Raw genomic sequence first — 19,194 nt, 5'->3', positions numbered from 1 at the left:
CTCGAGTCAGTTCTGCGTAGCCGCTGCGCTCCCGCGTACGCACACGAACAGAGGTCAGAATGCAGACGAATGACAACAGTTCACAGATGGCGCCAGAGGGCGTCGGCGCAGGCCCCGGCCAGGCGCGAGCACGTCGGCGCCGTCTGCGCAAAGAAGACGTGGTGATCGTGAAGCGACGCCCGATGAAACAGGCCATCGGCGGCACCGTGGTGGGCAACTTCATGGAGTGGTTCGACTTCGGCATCTACGGCTACCTGGCCGTCGTGATGACTCATGTGTTCACCGAGGGGCTGCCGCAGCAGACCGGTCTGATCATCATGCTGCTCGGGTTTGCCGTGAGCTTTCTGGTGCGCCCGCTGGGCGGCATGGTGCTCGGGCCGCTCGGTGACCGCATCGGTCGTCAGAAGGTGCTGTTTCTGACCATGGGCATGATGGCCCTCGCCACAGCACTCATCGGACTGCTGCCGACGGCAGCTCAGATCGGGTTGTGGGCGACCGTTCCGCTCTATCTGCTCAAGATGGTGCAGGGGTTCTCGACCGGCGGCGAGTACGCCGGTGCGACGACATATGTCTCAGAGTTCTCGCCAGACAAGAAGCGCGGCTACTTCGCCTCATGGCTCGACGTCGGCTCGTACCTGGGGTTCGCCGCAGGTGCTGCGACGGTGGCTGTGACCACGATCATCGCCGAGTCAGTGTGGGGTGAGACGGCCATGGCCGACGGTGCCTGGCGCATTCCATACCTGATCGCCATTCCGCTCGGCGCCGTCGCCATCTATCTGCGAACGAGAATTCCCGAGACCCCGCACTTCGAAGAAGACGAAGACGACGCACCGAAGCCCGAAACGGCAGATCCCATGTTCCAGCGACTCGGCATCGGCGGCATCCTCAAGCACTACTGGCGTGAGGTGCTCATCGGCATCGCCATCGTCGCGGCCACGAACACCGCAGGGTATGCCCTGACCAGCTACATGCCCGCATATCTCGAGACCGAGGTGGGCACGACGCCGACCATGGCCGCCGCCGCAACGGTGCCTGTGCTGATCGTGATGGCACTTTGCCTGCCGCTGATCGGGCGCCTGTCTGACCGCATCGGCCGTCGCCCGGTCTACGGCATTGCCGTCGTCGCGACACTGGTGCTGATGCTGCCCGCATTCATGCTCATGCACGTCGGCACCTTCTGGGCGATTCAGGGTGCACTGGTGCTGGTCGCGATTCCAGTGGCCTTCTACGTGGCGATCTCGGCGGCGGCCCTGCCGGCGCTGTTCCCGACGGCATCGCGCTTCGGGGCGATGGCGATCTCGTACAACGTCGCAGTAGCGCTGTTCGGCGGCACCACGCCGGTGTTCTCGCAGGGGCTCATCTCACTGACCGGCAACCACTACATGCCGGCGTTCTACATCATGTTCTTCGGCCTGCTCGGCGGCGTCGCGATGCTGTGCATGCGTGAGACGGCGAAACGGCCGCTGCTGGGCTCGATGCCCACGGTCGAGTCTGAGGCCGAGGCCCGCCGACTCGTGCGCGATCAGACCGAGAACCCCTACATCGACACCAGCACCATGCCGCTGCAGGTCATCACACAGGCGCCGGCGGCTGCGGCTGACAACGCCGATGTGAAGACCGCTGCGGCAGGCACGACCAAGGTCGACTGAGCACCTCACCGGCCAGCGATGCGAGTTCTGTGTGGTCACAGCGGTAAAGTCCCGCTATGACCACACAGACTTCGAGCCGTCTTCGCGCGTCTGCCGAGATGGTCGGTGCGACCGTGTTCTGGGCGCTCAACTATCAGATCAGCGCCATCGTGCTGCAGCAGATGTCGCCGGTCGGGCTCACCTTCTGGCGCTGGATGATCGCCGCTGTGCCCCTGCTCGTGCTCGCGCAGATCATCGAACGACCAGACTGGCGCGCTGTCGCCCGCGCTCTGCCGAGGCTGGTCGTGCTCTCGCTGCTCGGGCTCGTCGCATACAACCTGCTGCTCTACATGGCCTTGCACTATACGACGCCGGTCGGCGCCTCGCTGGTCAACGCCGGCAACCCGGCGCTGATGGTGATGCTCTCTGTGCTGCTGGTCGGCCAGCACGTCTCGAAGACCGGTGTGGGCGGCATCGTGCTGAGCCTGGTCGGCGTTCTGCTGGTGCTGACCGAAGGATCATGGCAGACCATCGCCGAGCTCGATTTCAACGTCGGGCAGATCATCATGCTCGGTGCGATTCTGGTGTGGAGCCTCTACACGATCTATGGGCGCGTGCCGGGTGTGCGACCGATCACCTCGACTGCGGTGCAGGCCGTGCTGGTCTGCGTGATGCTCGGCCCCGTGGCTGCGGTGCAGGGCGCAGGTCTGCCTCTCGGCGACTCGGGTGCGACGATCGGGCTGATCGTCATCGCCCTGCTGCCGTCGGTCTGCTCATATCTGCTCTGGAACAGCGCAGTGAGCATCGTGCCCTCATCGACAGCGGCCATCTACCTCAACCTGATCACCGTCTTCGTCGTGATCATCGGTCTCGTGGCCGGTCAGCCGCTGACCCTGTCAGCTGCCGTCGGGGGCCTGCTCGTCATCGTCGGCGTCGTCATCACGAGTTTGGCCGCCCGTCGAGTGCCCGCCTGAGCGCGGGGTCGTGTGCAGAGATGCCGAGCCCGCGGCGGGGTCGCGTCAGCAGCGTGAGCAGCGCGTCACGCAAGATGCGCTCGTGCGCCGCGCGGGCATCCGCCGCAGTCGAGCCCGATGCGCGCGCTGCCGCGCCACCGCTCAGCGCGGCGCGATCCTCGTAGCGGTCGGGCAGCATCCGCAGGCAGTCGTCATCACCCAGCACGACAGACGGGCCGAGCAGTACGCCCGCCCAATCGACGTCGAGCCCCTGCACGGTATAGACCGAGCCCACCTCGTCTGCGCTGTCGGGGCGCTCAGGCCACGGCAGGGTGGCCTCTGGACGGTAGCGATCCCAGCGCACGTGCAGGCCCGGCTCGTCGATGAAGTGGTCGCGCCCGTCGAGGGCATAGGGGTAGTCATAGGTCGACAGCATGCGTGCCGAGCCCTGTGCCTGGTGCGAGCGCACCCAACGGTAGAGAGCGCCGGCGTCGTCGAAGACCTGCATCGAGAACGAGGCGTCGCCTGCCGGGGGCGGGCACACGGGCGCACCCCCCGAGACGAAGCGGTCGATCCACTCGCGAACCTCGAGAGACGCGCCCATGCGGTGCTGACGGTGCAACTCGCCGCGTTCGAGTGTCGCGTGCCCGATCACCCGCTCGAGCAGCGCCAGACTCCAGTGGCTGCGCATGCGCAGCACCTGTGCATCGTCGTAGACGACCACTGTGATGCGAGAGGCGCGAATGATGTCGGCCAGCTGATTCTCGCCGCGAAACCGGGTGTAGGGGTCGGCACGGGTGAGCAGCAGGTGGCCTTCGTCGACGAGCGCGATGTCAGCACGCTGCGACGCGTCGCGGGCGGCTGCGTTGATGTAGGGCGTCGGCCGCATGACCTGCATCTTGCGCAGCGCGGGCTGCTGCCCGGCGAGATCGCGGTAGCGCCGCCACATCTCGGCATGGTTGACGAGCATGCGGATGCGGGCGCCGGCCATCGGGTCGGCCGACGCCCGCAGACGCGATCGTGCGCTCAGCGCGACGAACAGCTGCGAGAGCAGCGCGCTCTTGCCCGTGCCTGCGGCGCCCTGCACGAGGAAGACGGCCGGTCGGTCATCGCTCGACCGGTGCCGAGCAGAGCCGGTCGCGAGGTGCTCGTCGCAGAACGCGGTGATGCGCTGCGCCAGCCGCCCCTGGTCTCGATCGAGACCGGGCAGCAGGGTCGAGGTCTCAGCAGCTGGGCTTGTCACAGGTCGTGATTGTAGCCCCCGTCGCGCTGGCTCGCGTCGTCGGCGCGCGAGCTCGCGTGCTGTTCGGGCAGCACGACGATGCACACGAGGCTCAGCACCATGGCCGCGACCAGAAAGATCGAGATCGACACGGTGGTGCCGGTGGCGGCGAGCAGACGGTTGGCGATCAGCGGTGAGAACCCGCCGCCGAGGGCGGCACCGATCTGAAACCCGAGACCGATGCCCGTGTAGCGCTGAGCCGGAGCGAACAGCTGCGCGAACCAGGTGAGCATCGGGCCGAACATGATGCCGGCCAGGGTGAGCCCGATCACGATGGCGGCCGCGGCCTCGCTCGCCGAGCCGGCGGTGAACAGCGAGAACATCGGAAACGCATAGAGCGCGAGGCCGATCGCACCGGTGAGAATCACCGGTTTGCGGCCGACGCGGTCAGAGAGCACGCTGGCGACGGCGATGGCGATGGCGTGCCCGAGGCAGCCGAGCAGCGTGCCGGTGACCAGCGCATTGCGCGCAAGGCCGAGGCCGTGCTGCGCGACCGGTTCAGAGCCGAACGACAGCAGAAAGGTGAAGAGCACGTATTGAAAGGCGTTGAAGCCGAACATGACGCCCGCGGCCCCCAGCACACGGCCCCAGCTGTGTCCAAGCACATCGGCGACTGGCCGCTTCGCGACCTTGCGCTCGCTCTGCAACTGTTTGAACACCGGGGTCTCGTCGACGTGCAGCCGCGTGACCAGACCGACGACCAGCACGAGGCCGCCGAGAAGAAACGGAATTCTCCATGCCCAGCCGATGACCGCCTCATTGGGCAGCAGCAGAATCAGCAGAAACGAGAGGTTCGCGAGACCTGCTCCGACGGGCGAGCCGAGGGTGACGAAGCTGCCATAGAGGCCGCGGTGCTTTGCCGGGGCCTGCTCGATGGCGATGAGCGCCGCGCCGCCGACCTCGCCGCCGCGGGCGACGCCGTGCACGAGGCGAAGAAAGAGCAGCAACAGGGGAGCAGCCACGCCGATCGTCGCGTGGCTCGGCAGCAGCCCCATGAGCAGGGTCGCGCCGCCCATCAGCGTGAACGTGGCGATCAGGGTGTTGCGGCGGCCGATGCGATCGCCCAGATGGCCGAAGACGACGGCGCCGATCGGGGCCATCAGAAAGCCCACGGCGAAGGTCACGAACCCCAGAAAGGTGCCGAACCAGGGGTCGTCGACGACGAAGAAGACCTTGTTGAACACGAGTGACGTCGCGGTGGCGTAGAGGGCGAAGTCGTAGAACTCGAGGGCGGTGCCGACGCCCGATGCGAGGGCGAGGCGGCCGAGCAGCCCCTTCTGCGCGGGCGGGTCGGCGAGCGGGCTCGGATTCACCGCCTGCGGCGGGTCATCGGGCAGGTGCAGCTTGGGTGACGGCTCGTGGGTTGTTCGCTGATTCACGGGGATCTCTCTGTGTGTGAGGCCGATCGACTGATCGGATTCGGAGCGGCACCGCCGACGAGAGAGAATCGCACAAAGGCGAAAGGCCGCTCGATCGGCGGCCTGAATGTGTGCGCGAGGCGCGGGTCAGTGCCGTCGGAAGGACGGCCACCACCAAGCGCTGCGCGAGAACTGCATGGCCACGACTATACACCTGGTCGTCTCGCTGCGCCTGGGCGAACTCGCCGCAGATCTCAGGGTGCTGTCGCCGAGCAGACGTCTGCGAGACAATGGGCGCATGCGCATCAGCGATACGACTTCGGGCTCCCTCTTTCTGCCACCGCTGCAGCACCCACGTCGCACTGTCGGTCGCCGCAGCTTCGATTTCTCTCGCCAGATCGCGGTGATGGCGATCGTCAACCGCACACCCGACTCGTTCTTCGACGAGGGGCGCACCTTCGCGCTCGATGCGGCCGTCGAGGCGGCGATGGATGCGGTGCGGGCCGGTGCCGACTGGGTCGACATCGGCGGGGTCAAGTTCGCTCCAGGGCCCGAGCTGTCGGCTGACGACGAGATCGAACGCGTACTGCCCGTGGTGCGAGCGGTGGCGCAGCGCAGCGACGTGGTGATCTCGGTCGACACCTTTCGCCACGAAGTGGCCGAAGCATGCATCACGGCCGGCGCGGCGGTGATCAACGACACCACCGGGCTGCACGATCCCGACGTCGCGCGAGTGGTCGCCGACAGCGATGCGACACTGGTGATCACGCACAGTCTGGCCGAGCCTCGCACGCCGTTTCCGCATCCGCACTATGACGACGTCGTCGGGGAGGTGGCCACCTTTCTGCGCAGGCGCGTCGACCGCGCGGTCGAACTCGGCGTGCCGCCCGAGCGCATCGTGATCGACCCAGGGCACGACCTCAACAAGAGCACCCGACAGACGCTCGAGCTCACCCGTCGCTTCGCCGAGATCGCCGAAATCGGCCTGCCTGCGCTCGCGGCGGTGTCGAACAAAGACTTCATCGGCGAGACGCTCGATCGAGACAAGCCCGACCGGCTGGCCGGGTCACTCGCTGCGGCGACGGTCTGCGCGATGCAGGGCGCTCGCATCGTGCGCATGCACGCCGCTCGCGAGTCGGTCGACGCGATGCGTCTCGTCGAGGCCGTGCTCGGCTGGCGCGAACCGGCCTACGAACGGCACAACATCTGAACACAGTCGGCGGCTGCCGGTAGGGTCGGAGCATGAGCGCGATCACCGAATTCGTCAGTACAGGAAAACCCGTCAGTGCCGGCGAACGCATCCCTGCCGGCGATGCAGCCGCAGCGCTGAGCGACGACGACCTGCTGCAGCGCTATGCATGGCCCGATGGCGACGGCGTGCGCATTCGACTGAACTTCGTGACCAGCCTCGACGGTGCGGTCACGGTCGGGGGCGTCTCAGGGCCGCTGGGCGGCGAGGCCGACCACCGGGTCTTCGACCTGCTGCGGCGGCAGGCGCACGTCGTGCTGCTCGGCGCCGGCACCGCTCGCGACGAAGGCTACGGCGCGATGCGCGTCGACGAGGCCTCGGGGGCGTGGCGCCAGGCGCATGGCCTGGCAGCGCACCCCGCGTTCGCCCTGGTCTCGGGGCGAGCGAACCTCGACCCGGGCAGCGACATCTTCGCGAACGCGCCGACACGGCCGATCGTCTTCACCCTGGCGAGTGCCGCCGCCGAACGACGGGCTGCGCTCGCCGAAGTGGCAGAGGTCGTCGTGGTGGGCGAGACCTCTCTCGACATTGCCGGCCTGGTCGCCGAGCTGCACGAGCGGGGCCTCACCGATGTGCTCTGCGAGGGCGGGCCGCGTCTGGCGTCGGCGCTCTTCGACGCCGACGCGGTCGCCGAGCTGTGCCTCTCACTCGACTCGCTGGCCGTCGGCGGCTCCGGCCCGCGACTGACCAGCGGCGTGGCAGCGTTCAGCCGGCGCTTTCATCTCGCCGGCGCACTGCGTGCCGAAGACCTGTTACTGCTCAGATATCGCCGGGCCCGAGACTGACCCCCGCTACCGACCACAGGAGGCGATCATGCCGACGCGACCGCAGCATCCGCCGACATTCGCGAGTGACCCGGGCACGTCGGCACTTCGGTCGATCGGCCCGTGCCACACGAACAGCCTGGGGTGAGAAAGACGACCGGGGCGTGTTAGCCTACAACTTTGGAATGTCTGCCTTCGACGTCTCGTTGTCGTGGGTGAGAGCGAACGAGGTATAAGGGCATGAGTGCGTCATCCGATCGTGCGGCAGGCGCCGCGCAGACACCGGCGGGCGAGCACCTGGGCACCTCGGCACCGGGAGTCTCACCCGCACAGTGCTCGCAGACGCACGTCGCTCAGCCCGGCACCGATGCCGCGATAGCCTCTCGACACCCCGGAGAATCACTGCGCGACGTGATCGCGCGCTACTACTCGCTGACGAAGCCGGGAGTGCTCTATGCGAACGTGCTGAGCGCCGTCGCCGGCTTTCTCTTCGGCAGTCAGAACGGCGTCGACCTCTTCTCGCTGGTGATCGTCACAATCGGAACGACGCTGATCGTCGGTTCGGCGACCGTGCTCAACAACGTGCTCGATCGCGACATCGATCAGCGCATGGAGCGCACCAAGAAGCGAGCGACCGTCACCGGGGGAGTACGCGCGAGACGAGCGACGATCTTCTCGATCGTGCTGGGGCTGCTCGGCGCCGCGGTGCTGGGCATCTGGTCGACGCCGCTGGTGCTCGGTCTCGGCGCGTTCGGCTTCGTCTGCTACGTCTGGCTCTACGGGGCGACTTCGAAGCGCATGTCGTATCACGGCACCCTGGTCGGATCGGTCTCGGGCGCTGTGCCCATTCTCGCCGGTTACGTCGGCGCCACGGGGCGTGTGGATGCCGGTGCCGTGCTGGTCTTTCTCGCGCTGTTCTTCTGGCAGATGCCCGAGTTCTACTCGATCGCGATCTATCGGCGCGAGGAGTACGCCGCTGCAGGGGTTCCCGTGATCACCGTGGTGAAGGGCGTGCCGACGACCATCGTGCACATCTTCGTCTACACCGTGCTGTACGTGGCGAGTGTGGTGCTGCTCGGCGTGCTGGGCTTCGCCAGCCTGACCACCACCAGCGTCTTGGGGCTGCTCGGCGTCGTGTGGATCGTGATCGGTGCGCTCGGCTTCACGGCCGCCGACAGAATCGCCTGGTCGCACCGCATGTTCGGGTTCTCGCTCGTGTCGATCATGGCGCTGTGCATCATGCTCGGTCTTGACCCCTGGCTGCCGTAGGCACGTAGGCACGTAGGCACGCAGGGCGAGGGCCGCTGCCTCGGCAGACCTGCGCGGTGAATAGAGTGGTGCCATGGCCATCACACTCAGCAAGCCACAGATCGCAGCAGCCAGAATCGTCGCTCAGCTGCTCGCTGATGCTCTGCGCACTGAGCCGCTGCCTCCCGAGCTGCTGCCCGCTGAGGCGACGGCTGCGGAGTCTTCGGCCCGTTCGGCCGGTACGAACAGCCCCCACAGGGGCACGGCCGACGACGTGGCCGCGGCGACCTCGCACCTGCTCGCGGTGCAGGGGCAGGATTTTCTCTCTGCGCAATGGGCGTTGGGACTGCGGGCCGGGGCCTCGGCACAGGCGGTTCGGGCTGCCTTCGACCACGGGCTGATCGTGCGCTCGTGGCCGATACGCTCGACGGTGCACCTCGTGGCAGCGGCAGACATCGGCTGGGTGCAGCAGGCCACGAATCACCGCGTGCTCAGAGACTGGCCCAAGCGCCGTGCACGCCTGCAGCTTGACCTTGCCGTCGTCGATCAGGTGAGAGAGATCACGCGCCAGGCCCTGTCTGGCGGGCGGCGGCTGCATCGAGACGCACTGACACAGGTGTGGCAGGACGCCGGGATCGAGATGCGGGCAGGGTGGACGTACCACTTGGTGTGGGCGCTCAATCAGCTCGGTGATGTGGTGTTCGGCCCCGTGAACGACAACGGCCGAGACCTTGACCTCGTGCTGACCGACGAGTGGATCGTCTCGCCGCAGCTGCTCGAGGGCGATGATGCACTGGCCGCACTCGCTCGGCGGTACATCGTCGGGCACGGCCCTGCGACTGCGGCAGATCTCAGCTGGTGGACGGCCCTGACCGTCGGCGAGAGCCGTAGGGCGCTGCGCCTCGCCGAGTCGGATGCAGCACGTGAACGACTCGTGGAATGCGCCGGGCCGAACGGCGAACAGCTGTGGGCGACCGAGCCGCAGCTGGCCTGGGCGCAAGACGAAGGGCAGACGACGGGATGCTCGGCCGCCGATGCGCTGAGCGAGACCTTGGCGCTGCCCGCCTTCGACGAGTTTCTGCTCGGGTACAGAGATCGTTCGATGGTGCTCGATCCGAAGTTCAACATGGCGGTCATGTCGAAGAACGGAGTGGGGCGACCGACGGTGCTGAGCGCGGGGCGCATCCGGGGCACCTGGAAGACGAAGACCGCCGAAGTCAGCCTGTTCGAGGGTGAGACTCTGACCGAGCGGGAATCGGCCGCGCTCGAACGTTCGATGACGGCCTACAGCCGGTTCAGCACCGCACGCGGCTGATACGAGCGGCAGAATGCCGAACAAGGAGGGGAGAACCACGCAGAAGAACTTGCTGGGGTACCTGGACTCGAACCAAGAATAACGGTACCAGAAACCGTCGTGTTGCCAATTACACCATACCCCAAGGGCAGTTGCGCATCCGTTGTGCACGTTTGCGAACCGAGAGTCAACATTAGGGCATTCTCGCCCGAAACACAACTCGGGCTCGAAACGGCCCGGTGGTGCGTCATACGATGGGGGAGTGGATGTTCCTCAGCCCCGTGCCTTCGAACGCCTCTCGGACCACGTGTGGCGTGCGCGAGAAGCTCGGCACCAGCAGCGCGCCGATCAGCTCACCGCCGGGTGGCGCGCACGCCGACAGACCGGCGAGATCAACGAAGTCGATGACTTTCTGTTCACCTACTACTCGTATCGGCCATCGCTCCTGCGGCGCTGGCACCCGGGCGCCGGAGTCGAGCTCGAGGGAGCATCCGCCGAACCGCGGGCCCAGTGGCGCTGGTACGTGACTGACGGGGCCGACACCCGTGTCGACGCGGCCGCCTTTCTCGCCGATCGACGCGGCGCGGTCGGCTTCGTCGAAGGGCTGCTGCGCCGCACCGCCGAGCGCCGCCCCAAGCTCGGCTGCTCCTGCCTGCACGAGTGGGCGATGGTCTACGGCATGCGCGACGGGCAGGAGCGCCACACGAAACTCCCGCTGCGACTGGGGCACGCCGGCACCGATACCGTGGTCGAGTCGAGCCGCATCGAGTGCACGCACTTCGATGCCTTCCGCTTCTTCACCCCCGCGGCCCGACCTCTGAACGCGCTGCAGCCGACCCGTGCCGCACAGCCAGACCTCGAGCAGCCCGGCTGTCTGCACGCCAACATGGATCTCTACAAGTGGGCCATGAAACTCGGGCCGATCATTCCCGGCGAGCTGCTGATCGACACCTTCGAACTCGCTCGCGAAGTGCGCGATCTCGACATGCAGGCATCGCCCTATGACGTGCGGCGATTCGGGCTGGAGGCGGTGCGCATCGAGACGCAGCAGGGACGACGCGAGTTCGCCGAGCGGCAGCAGGGCTTCGCATCACGCGCCAACGAGCTGCGCGAGCGCATGCTGCACGCTGTCGACCATGCGCGTCAGGCGGCTGCGGCGGATGCCGAGGCATGTGACTGTGTCGCGGCCGGCTCGAAGGGGGGTCAACGGCGATCAGTGCGCGTCGACGCCGATGAGCATGCCGACGACGTAGGTCACCGCAACGGCGACCAAGCCGAGCACCAGCTGGCGTGCGGCGCCTCTGAACCAGTTGCGGCCAGACACCTTTGCGGCGATGCCGCCGGCGAGCAGCAGCCCGACACAGCCGGCGATGAGGCCCGTCATGAGTGAGCCGATGCCGAAGAGATAGGGCAGAATCGGCACGATCGCGCCCATCGAGAAGAACAGGAATGAGAGCAGACCTGCGGCGATGGGTGAGGGGCGATCGTCTGGGTTGATGCCGAGCTCCTGCATGAGGTGCACGTGCACGGTGCGGGTCGAGACCGACGTGCTGTGAATCTCGGCCGCGGCGGTGTGCGCCGTCTGCTCGCTCATGCCCATCTGCTGGAACTCTCGGGCGAGCTCGGCCTGCTCGCCGGCCGGGTTGCGCTTCTGTGCGGCCACCTCGACGGCGATCTCTTTGTCGAGCTGCTCGTTCTGGCTGCGCACCGAGGTGAACTCGCCGAGTGCCATCGAGAACGCGCCGGCCAGCAGCCCCGAGACGCCGGTCAGCAGCACCACGTGGTTCGAGGCACCGGCTGCGCCGATGCCGGTGACCAGGCCGATGTTCGAGACCAGGCCATCCATCGCACCGAAGACCGAGGCGCGCAGCCAGCCCCCGCTCACATTCGCGTGCGTGTGATCGTAGGTGTGCGGGTTGGCCGGATCGACCACTGTTGCCGCTGCTGACATGGAGTCAGGCCTCCTCGTGAGAACTGGTCGTCTGGGTGGCGGATGCTGCTCGGAACGGGCAGCATCGCTGCGTATGTACGCCACAGTAGGGCGAGAAATCGGGTCAACGCCACCGTCGTCTGGGTGTTCGGAGACGAGAACTTTATCGATCTGCAACGTCGAATCATGACGTTCGTGCGGCGGGACGGCTATGGTTGAGGGCGACAGACTGGAAAGGAACCGCAGTGACCCCAGAGGTTACCGGCTTGCTCCCTAGCGTCTCGCTGATCATCCCGGCGTACAACGAGGAAGAACGCATCGAGGCGTGCCTGCGAGCGGCGATCGCACAGACCGTGCCGCTCGACGAGATCATCGTCGTCGACAACCGCAGCACCGACGGCACCGCAGCGACGGTGCGGCGTGTGTCTCGACAGCACCCGAATCAGGTCATCCGACTGCTTGCCCAGAACGAGCGCCAGGGGCTCATTCCCACTCGTGACGCCGGGTTCGACGCAGCCACCAGCGACGTGCTCGGCCGCATCGACGCAGACTCGCTGCTGGCTCCCGAATGGAGCCGCCAGGTGCGTCTCGCCTTTCGCAACCAGCACATCAGCGCCCTCACCGGCCCGGTCATGTACTACGACATGCCGTTTCGCCGCTTCGGCCTGCGCGCTGACGATCGCTTTCGCAAACTGCTGATGCGGCTGAACCGCGAGTACCGGTTCGTGTTCGGCAGCAATATGGCGGTGCGGGCCGAAGCGTGGAATCTGATTCGCGACGAGGTGTGCCCCGATGAGGGCGATCTGCTGCACGAAGACATCGACCTGTCGATTCATCTCGCCGAGAACGGGCAGTTCGTCGGCTACGAGTCGAACATGGTCTGCGGCATCTCGGCGCGACGCATGGACTCCAAGTTTCGCGACTACAGCGACTATGTGCAGCGCTTTCGCCGCACATATCGGGCGCACAGTCTCAACCGCGGCCTCGAGCGCATTCCGCAGGCTGTGCTCTACATGATCTATCCGTCTCTGCACGGGCTGCGACAGATCAGACACCTCGGCAGTGATGACATCGAGCGCAGCAGTCTGCCGAGCGTGCCCGTGCTCAGTCGTCGCTGAGCTCGCGACAGCGTAGTCTGGGCGGCATGATCGACGACATCAAGAAGCGCGCCCTGCATCGCGTGCGCATCATCGAAGGGCAGCTGCGTGCCATCGAGCGTCAGATCGAAGACGAAGACTACTGCGTCGACATCGTCACGCAGTCGCTCGCCGTGCAGCGCTCGCTCGCGTCGCTGAACGCGCTGCTCGTCGAGAATCACCTGCGCACGCACGTGCCGCACATGCTGCAGGCGGGTGGCGACGAACGCGAACGCGCCATCGACGAGATGGTGCGCCTCTACGGCATCAAGGGCCGAGCTGACTGACCCCGGCCGGCACAGGCGACACGCCCGAAATCGACTCCAGAATTGGTGTGCGTGATCGAATCTGTGGCATAATCATCTGGTTGCTTACAGACGGCCCCATCGTCTAGCGGCCTAGGACATCGCCCTCTCACGGCGGTAACGCGGGTTCAAATCCCGCTGGGGTCACAATCACAAACCCCTGCTCCGGCGGGGGTTTGCTTTTCTGGCAACAGGCTGTTCTGACTGGTGCAGAGCCTGCCTGGCCGCGATCAGAACTACAGCGCCACGAATCCCAGCAGCAGATCGAGCAATGCCGGTGCCAGCCCCGTTTCGCTCTGCATCTCCTCGCGTGATGACAGCGCGGTATCGGGCCGATCTGTGATCATCGCATCGACGCCCTGTCGCAGGCGCACGCGCTGGGCGAGCTCATCGTCGACCGTCCAGACGTAGAACTTCAGGCACGCCTTCGCAGCTGCCCGTCGCATGTGCTCGGTGGCTGTGTACTCTTCGATCACCAGAAAGTCGGCGGGGGTGTCGGGTACTCCGACACCGGCGAATGAGAGGATGTAACCCACCTCGGCGTCGGGAAGAAGCTCTTTCAGACGCGCGACGCTCGTGTGGTCGAGTGAGTGGAACTTGGTGCCGTCGAGCGCGTTGAGGGCTTTGAGCTGCTGCACCAGAAGATCCACATGGTCGGGTGAGTCGAGGCCGCCCATCTTCACTTCGATGAGCAGTGGCATCCCGAGCTCTCGTGCTCTGACGACATACTCCTCGAGCGACGGGATCTTTGCGCTGTGCCCCGCCTCATCGTGCACGGTGATCTGGGTCAGCTCGGCCAACGTGAGATCTTTGATCGCCTCATTGCGCCCGGCCAGCCGGCTGAGGTCGAGGTCGTGCATCACGATGAAGTTGCCGTCTTTCGTCTGCATCGCATCGATCTCGACGCGATCGATGCCTGCCTGCGCCGCCGCCTCGAGCGCGGGAATCGTGTTCTCGACACCGCCTGCCACGAAACCGCGGTGCCCGATCACCTCCGACTGTGGAGGAGATGCGAGGGTCTGCATTGGCGCGAGCATGCTGAGACTCAGCGGAATCACCATCAGGGCGGCGCTGGCGGCAAGCCCCCAGCGCCATGGCGCGCGCCGGTAGCCCCCGGATGATGAGGTCTCTGTCTGCTGTGTCACACCTGCCTGATCTGCCACCGCAGTGAGCATCGAGAACAGAGCGACCGTGACCGTGCTGAGCAGCAGTATGAGCAGCACTTGGGCGACGCCGGCGCTGATCGCGGCAGAAACTGGAGAAACAGCTGGATTGAGATGATCGGTAATCGCCGTCGGCAGCACCATTGCGACGGCGACGGTGACGGCGATCGGAGCCGCGATGAGCAGTATGACGAGGACACCGGCGACGAGCGTCCAGAACGTGCGACCGTGGACGGTTCGCCAGCTGACCCGCATGGCGCGGCTGCCCGAGGCGTCTGAGCGCGCGAAGATCGGCAGTGTCAGCGCGAGTCGGATGTTGACAATGAGGAGAGCCAGCATGAGCAGATTCCAGAGCGCTGCAGTGACCGGGTTCTTCAACAGCTCGCCCGACACGAAGTTTGGCACCGCGATCACTTGCGTGAGGGCTGAGAGAAATCCGAATCCGCTGATCGGAAGCAGGAGGAAGAGGTAACAGAACACCGGGAGCGAAGAGACTCTGAGGAGCCGGCGGAGCAGCCCGCCGAGAGAGATGAGCAGGTCGTGCACACTCACCCGCCCGGTCGAGGCGGTCTGTTGCAGGGCAAGCAGGATCAAGACCAGCTGCATCGTGACGAGCACGAAGGCGAAGAGCCCGATCAGCACGATCAGGGCGGGCACCAGGAGTGACACGGATGAGAGCCGCAGCTGGCCGAAGTCGACACCGGGCTCGCCGCTCAGCAGCAGTGCTTCGCGGAACAGGAAGCCAATGAACGGTTCGGCCGCGACGACCAGCACGATGTTTGTGAGGAAGGCGAATGCGACGACCGCGATGCCCCCGCGCCGCACTGTTCGCAGGGTCGCTCGCAACAGTGCGCCAAGACCGAGTCGAACGCTCTCGTTGCCTGCTTCTCTCTTCAAGGTCGTCGTGCCCTTCTGCCCCTTCTGCCGCGCGCATCGTTGATGCCTCGTGCCGATTCCCGGCGCGTTTGTGCTGCTATGGTATCAATTATCTAACAGTCGTTAGCTATCTTGATGCAGTGCAGAAGAGTGCACACCATGGCGGCTGTATCTCTGATGTCTCAGCCGTGCTCAGGCGCGGTACTGCTCGAAGCCTGCAAACACCGTATCGGCGACTCGTTGCCAGTCTTCGAAATAGTTCGGCGCTTCTCGCGAGCGAAGCCAGTGCATTCGGAGTCCGTCTACGACGGTGGAGAGCACCTCCGTGACGAGCTGGGGGTTTCGAGGGTACTCTTCTTCGGCGAGTGTGATCGTGGCCGCAAACGGGCGGGTCTCCATGAGATAGAAGTCATGTGCCGGATGATCAGGGTTCGCGATCGCCTGTGTCTCCAACGCGTCGAAGTTGCGGTTCTCTTCTACCCGGGTCATCGCGACTCGCGCCACAGTGTCTGCCCAGTCTCTCAGGGTGGGGTTGGCCGGCAAGGCGGCAGTGTACGCTGCCATTTCGTCTTCTGCACGTTCCCTGAGCACCGCCTCGAGAAGCGGCTTCAGGCCATCGAAGTGGTGCAGCAGGCCGGGGGCGCTCATGCCGCACCATCTGGCCACTGCCCGCAGGCTCAGTCCCTCCGGGCCCTGCTCGGCGATCATCTGCCGGGTTCGTTGCAGTATCTCGCTGCGCCGGGCCTCGAGGCTGAGTCGACGTGCCATTCCGACCTTCTTGTCTCTGCGGTTGCAGCCTGTGTGGTGCAGTCTCTGTTGTAACGCTGAACTCTGCATTCTAGTCGAGCAGTGCTCTCAGAACTCGGCATCGCCTACTGCAGAGCCGATGTGAGTCGGAACAGCCCGTCGAGCAACTGGCTGCGCAGCGGCTGCTTCTTCCACTCTTCGAGCGTGAGCTCGCGAGAGTTCTCGTGATAGTAGGCATTGACTCTGTCGAGCTGTCGCACGAATCCTGCCCCGTTGACGACCATCGATACCTCCATGTTGAGGCTGAACGATCGCTGATCCATGTTCGACGAGCCGACAACGGCGATCGAGTCGTCGATGGTGAAGTGCTTGGAGTGCAGAATGTACGGCGGCTTGAACATGAAGATTCGAACGCCGGCGCGCAGGAGAGCCTCGTAATACGAGCGCTGGGCGTGATAGACCATCGGCTGATCGCCGGTTTCTGAGACGAAGAGCTCGACGGCGACGCCTCGCGCGGTGGCTGCCCTGAGCGCGTACATGATCGCCTGATCAGGAACGAAGTACGGGCTGGTCACACTGATTCGCCTGGTCGCGGTTCCCATGAGGGCGATGAACACCTGCAGGTTGTTCTCTTCGCCGAAGCCCGGGCCGCTCGGGAGCACCTGGCAGTCGAGCAGCTCGCCGGGCTGCTCGGAGTCTGCAGCGTGCGGGGCGCTGTCCTCGAGCAGCTCGCCGGTCTCGATGTACCAGTCGCCCATGAAGACCCGATTGAGGCTCGATACGATCGGACCAGTGACTCTGACCATGATGTCTCGCCATTTCAGGCCCCTGCGCAGGTTTCCTGGTTTGTTGTAGCTCGTGTCGACCATGTTCTGAGAACCGATGAAGCCGATGTGCCCGTCAACCACCAGGATCTTGCGGTGATTGCGCAGATCCGGGCGCTGCCACTGGCCCCGCCAAGGCCGTACCGGCAGCATGAAGGCCCACTGGGCGCCGACTTCGTCTAACTTGCGCGTGGTCGCTGACGGTTTCGGCTGCCGTATGGTCGCGATATGGTCGAGCATCACCCGAACCTTGACCCCGCGTGCGGTGGCCTCTCGTATCGCCTCGAAGACGTCGTGCGTCGTGCGATCGTACGAGAGGATGTAGAACTCCACATGCACGTACTTCTCAGCCGTGCGAATCGCGGAGGCCATGGCCTCGATGGACTCCTCGTACTGGTAGGTGATGTGTGCTCGGTTTCCTGCCATCATGGGCTGAGCGCCGAGATCCAGGCCGAGCTTCTCGGTGTTCTCGAGACCGGGCGGAAGCCTGGCGAGGTCGCTGCCGAACACTTTCGCGTCCTCTGCCGCGGCCTTCTGCATCTGGGAGATCACGCGGTCCTGCTTCTCGCGTCGAGCGCGCGGCATCCGGTTCGCGCCGATGAGCAGAAAGACGATGAGCCCGGGAATGGGCAGCAGAAAGATGAACAGCAGCCATGCGGTGCCGGAAGCCGGGGTGCGGTTGCGGGGCACCACGAAGAGTGCGACGACCCGGATAACGAGATCGGTCGTGAAGAAGATCAGTGTAGGTAGAGTGAACCAAGTTTGATAATCTGACATCCGTTAGATAGTAGTTGAAAACTGATCGCCGCGGTGCGGTGAATACTCCAAATACTCCATAGGGGGCATGTTGTCAGAAGAGAACTATTGCATGGTGGGCACTCACGATGGCGAGGTTCGCGGTCGTTGGCGAGAGCAGGGGAAGACACGGAGTGCAGCGTTCTTGGGCATTCCCTTCGCGAAAGCTCCGGTGGGGGATCTCCGCTTTGCCGCTCCTGAGGCGGTGGATGCGTGGACTGGAGTGCGGGATGCGCTCGAGTACGGGCCGACGCCGAAGCGCGGTGAGCCTGACAGCGGAATGATCCCGGAACAGGTCGTGCCGGGTGATTCGACCCTGAACGCCGACGTGTTCACGCCTCGGCCGGGCGACACCGAGGCGGGTCTGCCGGTGCTCGTGTGGATTCACGGCGGCGGCTACTACGAAGGCTCGCCTGCCAGCCCGTGGTACGACGGGCGCACGTACAACCGCGATGGTGTTGTCACGGTGACGCTGTCGTATCGTCTCGGTTTCGACGGCTTCGGCTGGATCGAGGGTGCCCCCGCCAATCGTGGCGTGCTCGACTGGATCGCCGGGCTGGAATGGGTGCAGCGCAACATTCGCGAGTTCGGCGGTGATCCCGATCGCGTGACCGTCTCGGGGCAGTCGGCGGGCGGCGGCGCCGCACTCACGCTGCTGGGCATGGAGTGCGCGCAGCACCTCTTCTCAGGCATCCATTCGATCTCGGGTGCGCTCGGAGACCGCCCGAAAGAAGAGGCCATCGAGTTCGCTCGGCAGCTCGGGCAGCAGCTCGGGGTGGAGCCCACGGCCGAGGCGCTGCGCGCCGTGCCCGAAGACCGCATCTACGAGGTGCAGCAGGTGCTCGACACGCCTCCCGGCCTCGACTATCTCAAGTCGATGGTGCAGGATGGTCCGCTTCTGGCTCCGGTGGTCGATGGCGAGCTGATCAAGCGCCCCACCTTCGAATCGTACGCGCTCGGCATCGGTGCAGACAAGACGCTCATGCTCGGAGCGACCGACGAAGAGTTCCTCGTGCTGACGATGGGGCAGTCGAAGCAGTTCCAACAGGTTCCGCTGGCGGGCCTGCTCGACTCGGTCGGCTTGAGCGGCGACGTGCAGCACCAGTACGTGCAGGCTCACGACGACTACGTCGCCCGTGGCAATGCCGCCGTGCTCGGACGCTATCTGAGTGACGGCATCTTCCGCAGCACGGTGGTTCGCGCGGCGCGGGCGCGTAGCGGGGAGCGCACCTGGGTGTACCGCTTCGCGTTCGTCTCTGGCAGCTACGGGTTGTCGGGGCACTGCCTCGACGTGCCGTTCTGGTTCGACTGCCTCGACTCGACCGACGTCGCACTGCACACCGGCGAGAACCCGCCGCAGGCACTGGCGACGGCCATGCACTCGGCTGCCGTGTCGTTCATCGCGACGGGCACCCCCGGGTGGCCGAGCTGGGCTGAGGATGCCGGAGTCGTCGAAGTGTTCGGCGGCACGCAGGCCGCGGTGCGGTCGCACGGCGATTTCGACGATGTCGAGATGCTGCTCGATCAGCCCTTCCGGCGTTAGCTCTTGAACCGGAGGTGAGAAGCGGGGGGGGGGGGGGGGGGCCCCCCCCCCCCCCCCCCCCCCCCCCCCCGGACGACCACAATGTTTGTGGGTGAATGA

General features: G+C 65.6%; 15 protein-coding genes and 2 tRNA genes. 10 read left to right on the top strand and 7 right to left on the bottom strand.

Going from position 1 to position 19,194, the window contains the following annotated elements; all coding sequences use genetic code 11:
• The first annotated feature begins 59 nt into the window (after positions 1 to 59).
• Positions 60 to 1,649, top strand: a complete 1,590-nt coding sequence (locus LRX77_RS02690; RefSeq protein WP_231831298.1) for an MFS transporter — start codon at positions 60 to 62, stop codon at positions 1,647 to 1,649.
• Positions 1,650 to 1,705: 56 nt separating this feature from the next.
• Positions 1,706 to 2,602, top strand: a complete 897-nt coding sequence (locus tag LRX77_RS02685) for a DMT family transporter (RefSeq protein ID WP_231831297.1) — start codon at positions 1,706 to 1,708, stop codon at positions 2,600 to 2,602.
• Here the strand turns inward: LRX77_RS02685 and LRX77_RS02680 are convergent.
• Both LRX77_RS02680 and LRX77_RS02675 read right to left on the bottom strand, forming a co-directional pair.
• The gene (locus tag LRX77_RS02680; protein WP_231831296.1) at positions 2,568 to 3,824 is read right to left on the bottom strand and encodes a DUF2075 domain-containing protein; all 1,257 of its coding nucleotides are present in this window, start codon (positions 3,822 to 3,824) and stop codon (positions 2,568 to 2,570) included. The two genes, LRX77_RS02685 and LRX77_RS02680, sit on opposite strands and share 35 nt — an antisense overlap.
• A complete protein-coding gene (locus LRX77_RS02675) occupies positions 3,821 to 5,242 on the bottom strand; it encodes an MFS transporter (RefSeq protein WP_231831295.1) in 1,422 nt (473 codons plus the stop codon). The genes LRX77_RS02680 and LRX77_RS02675 overlap by 4 nt, the downstream gene beginning before the upstream one ends.
• A 277-nt stretch (positions 5,243 to 5,519) precedes the next feature.
• Between LRX77_RS02675 and folP the strand changes: the two genes are divergently transcribed.
• The 4 genes from folP to LRX77_RS02655 all read left to right on the top strand — a co-directional run bounded on the left by folP (position 5,520) and on the right by LRX77_RS02655 (position 9,797).
• Positions 5,520 to 6,431: a dihydropteroate synthase gene (gene folP / locus LRX77_RS02670; RefSeq protein ID WP_231831504.1), complete on the top strand. Its 912-nt coding sequence runs from the start codon at positions 5,520 to 5,522 to the stop codon at positions 6,429 to 6,431.
• 32 nt (positions 6,432 to 6,463) lie between these two features.
• Positions 6,464 to 7,255, top strand: coding sequence for a dihydrofolate reductase family protein (locus LRX77_RS02665; protein ID WP_231831294.1), 792 nt, complete (start codon positions 6,464 to 6,466; stop codon positions 7,253 to 7,255).
• Between the two features lie 219 nt (positions 7,256 to 7,474).
• Positions 7,475 to 8,503, top strand: coding sequence for a heme o synthase (gene cyoE, locus LRX77_RS02660; RefSeq protein ID WP_231831293.1), 1,029 nt, complete (start codon positions 7,475 to 7,477; stop codon positions 8,501 to 8,503).
• 73 nt (positions 8,504 to 8,576) lie between these two features.
• On the top strand, positions 8,577 to 9,797 hold the full coding sequence (locus LRX77_RS02655) for a winged helix DNA-binding domain-containing protein (RefSeq protein WP_231831292.1): 1,221 nt from the start codon (positions 8,577 to 8,579) through the stop codon (positions 9,795 to 9,797).
• Between the two features lie 52 nt (positions 9,798 to 9,849).
• Here the strand turns inward: LRX77_RS02655 and LRX77_RS02650 are convergent.
• Together LRX77_RS02650 and LRX77_RS02640 are read right to left on the bottom strand one after the other, a co-directional pair.
• A tRNA-Gln gene (locus LRX77_RS02650) sits at positions 9,850 to 9,921 on the bottom strand.
• Between the two features lie 1,068 nt (positions 9,922 to 10,989).
• On the bottom strand, positions 10,990 to 11,727 hold the full coding sequence (locus LRX77_RS02640) for a VIT1/CCC1 transporter family protein (RefSeq protein ID WP_231831291.1): 738 nt from the start codon (positions 11,725 to 11,727) through the stop codon (positions 10,990 to 10,992).
• A 224-nt stretch (positions 11,728 to 11,951) separates the two neighbouring features.
• Here LRX77_RS02640 and LRX77_RS02635 point away from each other — a divergent pair, with 224 nt between their 5' ends.
• The 3 genes from LRX77_RS02635 to LRX77_RS02625 all read left to right on the top strand — a co-directional run bounded on the left by LRX77_RS02635 (position 11,952) and on the right by LRX77_RS02625 (position 13,294).
• Positions 11,952 to 12,824 (top strand): glycosyltransferase, encoded by an 873-nt coding sequence (locus LRX77_RS02635; protein ID WP_231831290.1) that lies wholly within the window; start codon positions 11,952 to 11,954, stop codon positions 12,822 to 12,824.
• Positions 12,825 to 12,850: 26 nt separating this feature from the next.
• A complete protein-coding gene (locus LRX77_RS02630; RefSeq protein ID WP_231831289.1) occupies positions 12,851 to 13,129 on the top strand; it encodes a metal-sensitive transcriptional regulator in 279 nt (92 codons plus the stop codon).
• A gap of 92 nt (positions 13,130 to 13,221) precedes the next feature.
• Positions 13,222 to 13,294, top strand: a tRNA-Glu gene (locus tag LRX77_RS02625).
• 89 nt (positions 13,295 to 13,383) lie between these two features.
• Here the strand turns inward: LRX77_RS02625 and LRX77_RS02620 are convergent.
• The 3 genes from LRX77_RS02620 to cls all read right to left on the bottom strand — a co-directional run bounded on the left by LRX77_RS02620 (position 13,384) and on the right by cls (position 17,534).
• Positions 13,384 to 15,207, bottom strand: coding sequence for a glycerophosphoryl diester phosphodiesterase membrane domain-containing protein (locus LRX77_RS02620; RefSeq protein WP_231831288.1), 1,824 nt, complete (start codon positions 15,205 to 15,207; stop codon positions 13,384 to 13,386).
• A 171-nt stretch (positions 15,208 to 15,378) separates the two neighbouring features.
• Positions 15,379 to 15,954 (bottom strand): TetR/AcrR family transcriptional regulator, encoded by a 576-nt coding sequence (locus LRX77_RS02615; RefSeq protein WP_231831287.1) that lies wholly within the window; start codon positions 15,952 to 15,954, stop codon positions 15,379 to 15,381.
• 104 nt (positions 15,955 to 16,058) lie between these two features.
• On the bottom strand, positions 16,059 to 17,534 hold the full coding sequence (gene cls / locus LRX77_RS02610) for a cardiolipin synthase (protein ID WP_231831286.1): 1,476 nt from the start codon (positions 17,532 to 17,534) through the stop codon (positions 16,059 to 16,061).
• Positions 17,535 to 17,625: 91 nt separating this feature from the next.
• On the opposite strand from cls, the gene LRX77_RS02605 reads away from it, so the two are divergent.
• On the top strand, positions 17,626 to 19,095 hold the full coding sequence (locus LRX77_RS02605) for a carboxylesterase/lipase family protein (RefSeq protein WP_231831285.1): 1,470 nt from the start codon (positions 17,626 to 17,628) through the stop codon (positions 19,093 to 19,095).
• The last annotated feature ends 99 nt before the right edge of the window (positions 19,096 to 19,194 follow it).

The sequence above is a fragment of the Pseudoclavibacter sp. 13-3 genome (genome assembly GCF_021168475.1).
Taxonomy (GTDB): Bacteria; Actinomycetota; Actinomycetes; order Actinomycetales; family Microbacteriaceae; genus Pseudoclavibacter_A.
The sequence above is the reverse complement of the archived record's forward strand: the minus strand, read 5'-3'. Positions and strand labels throughout refer to the sequence as shown.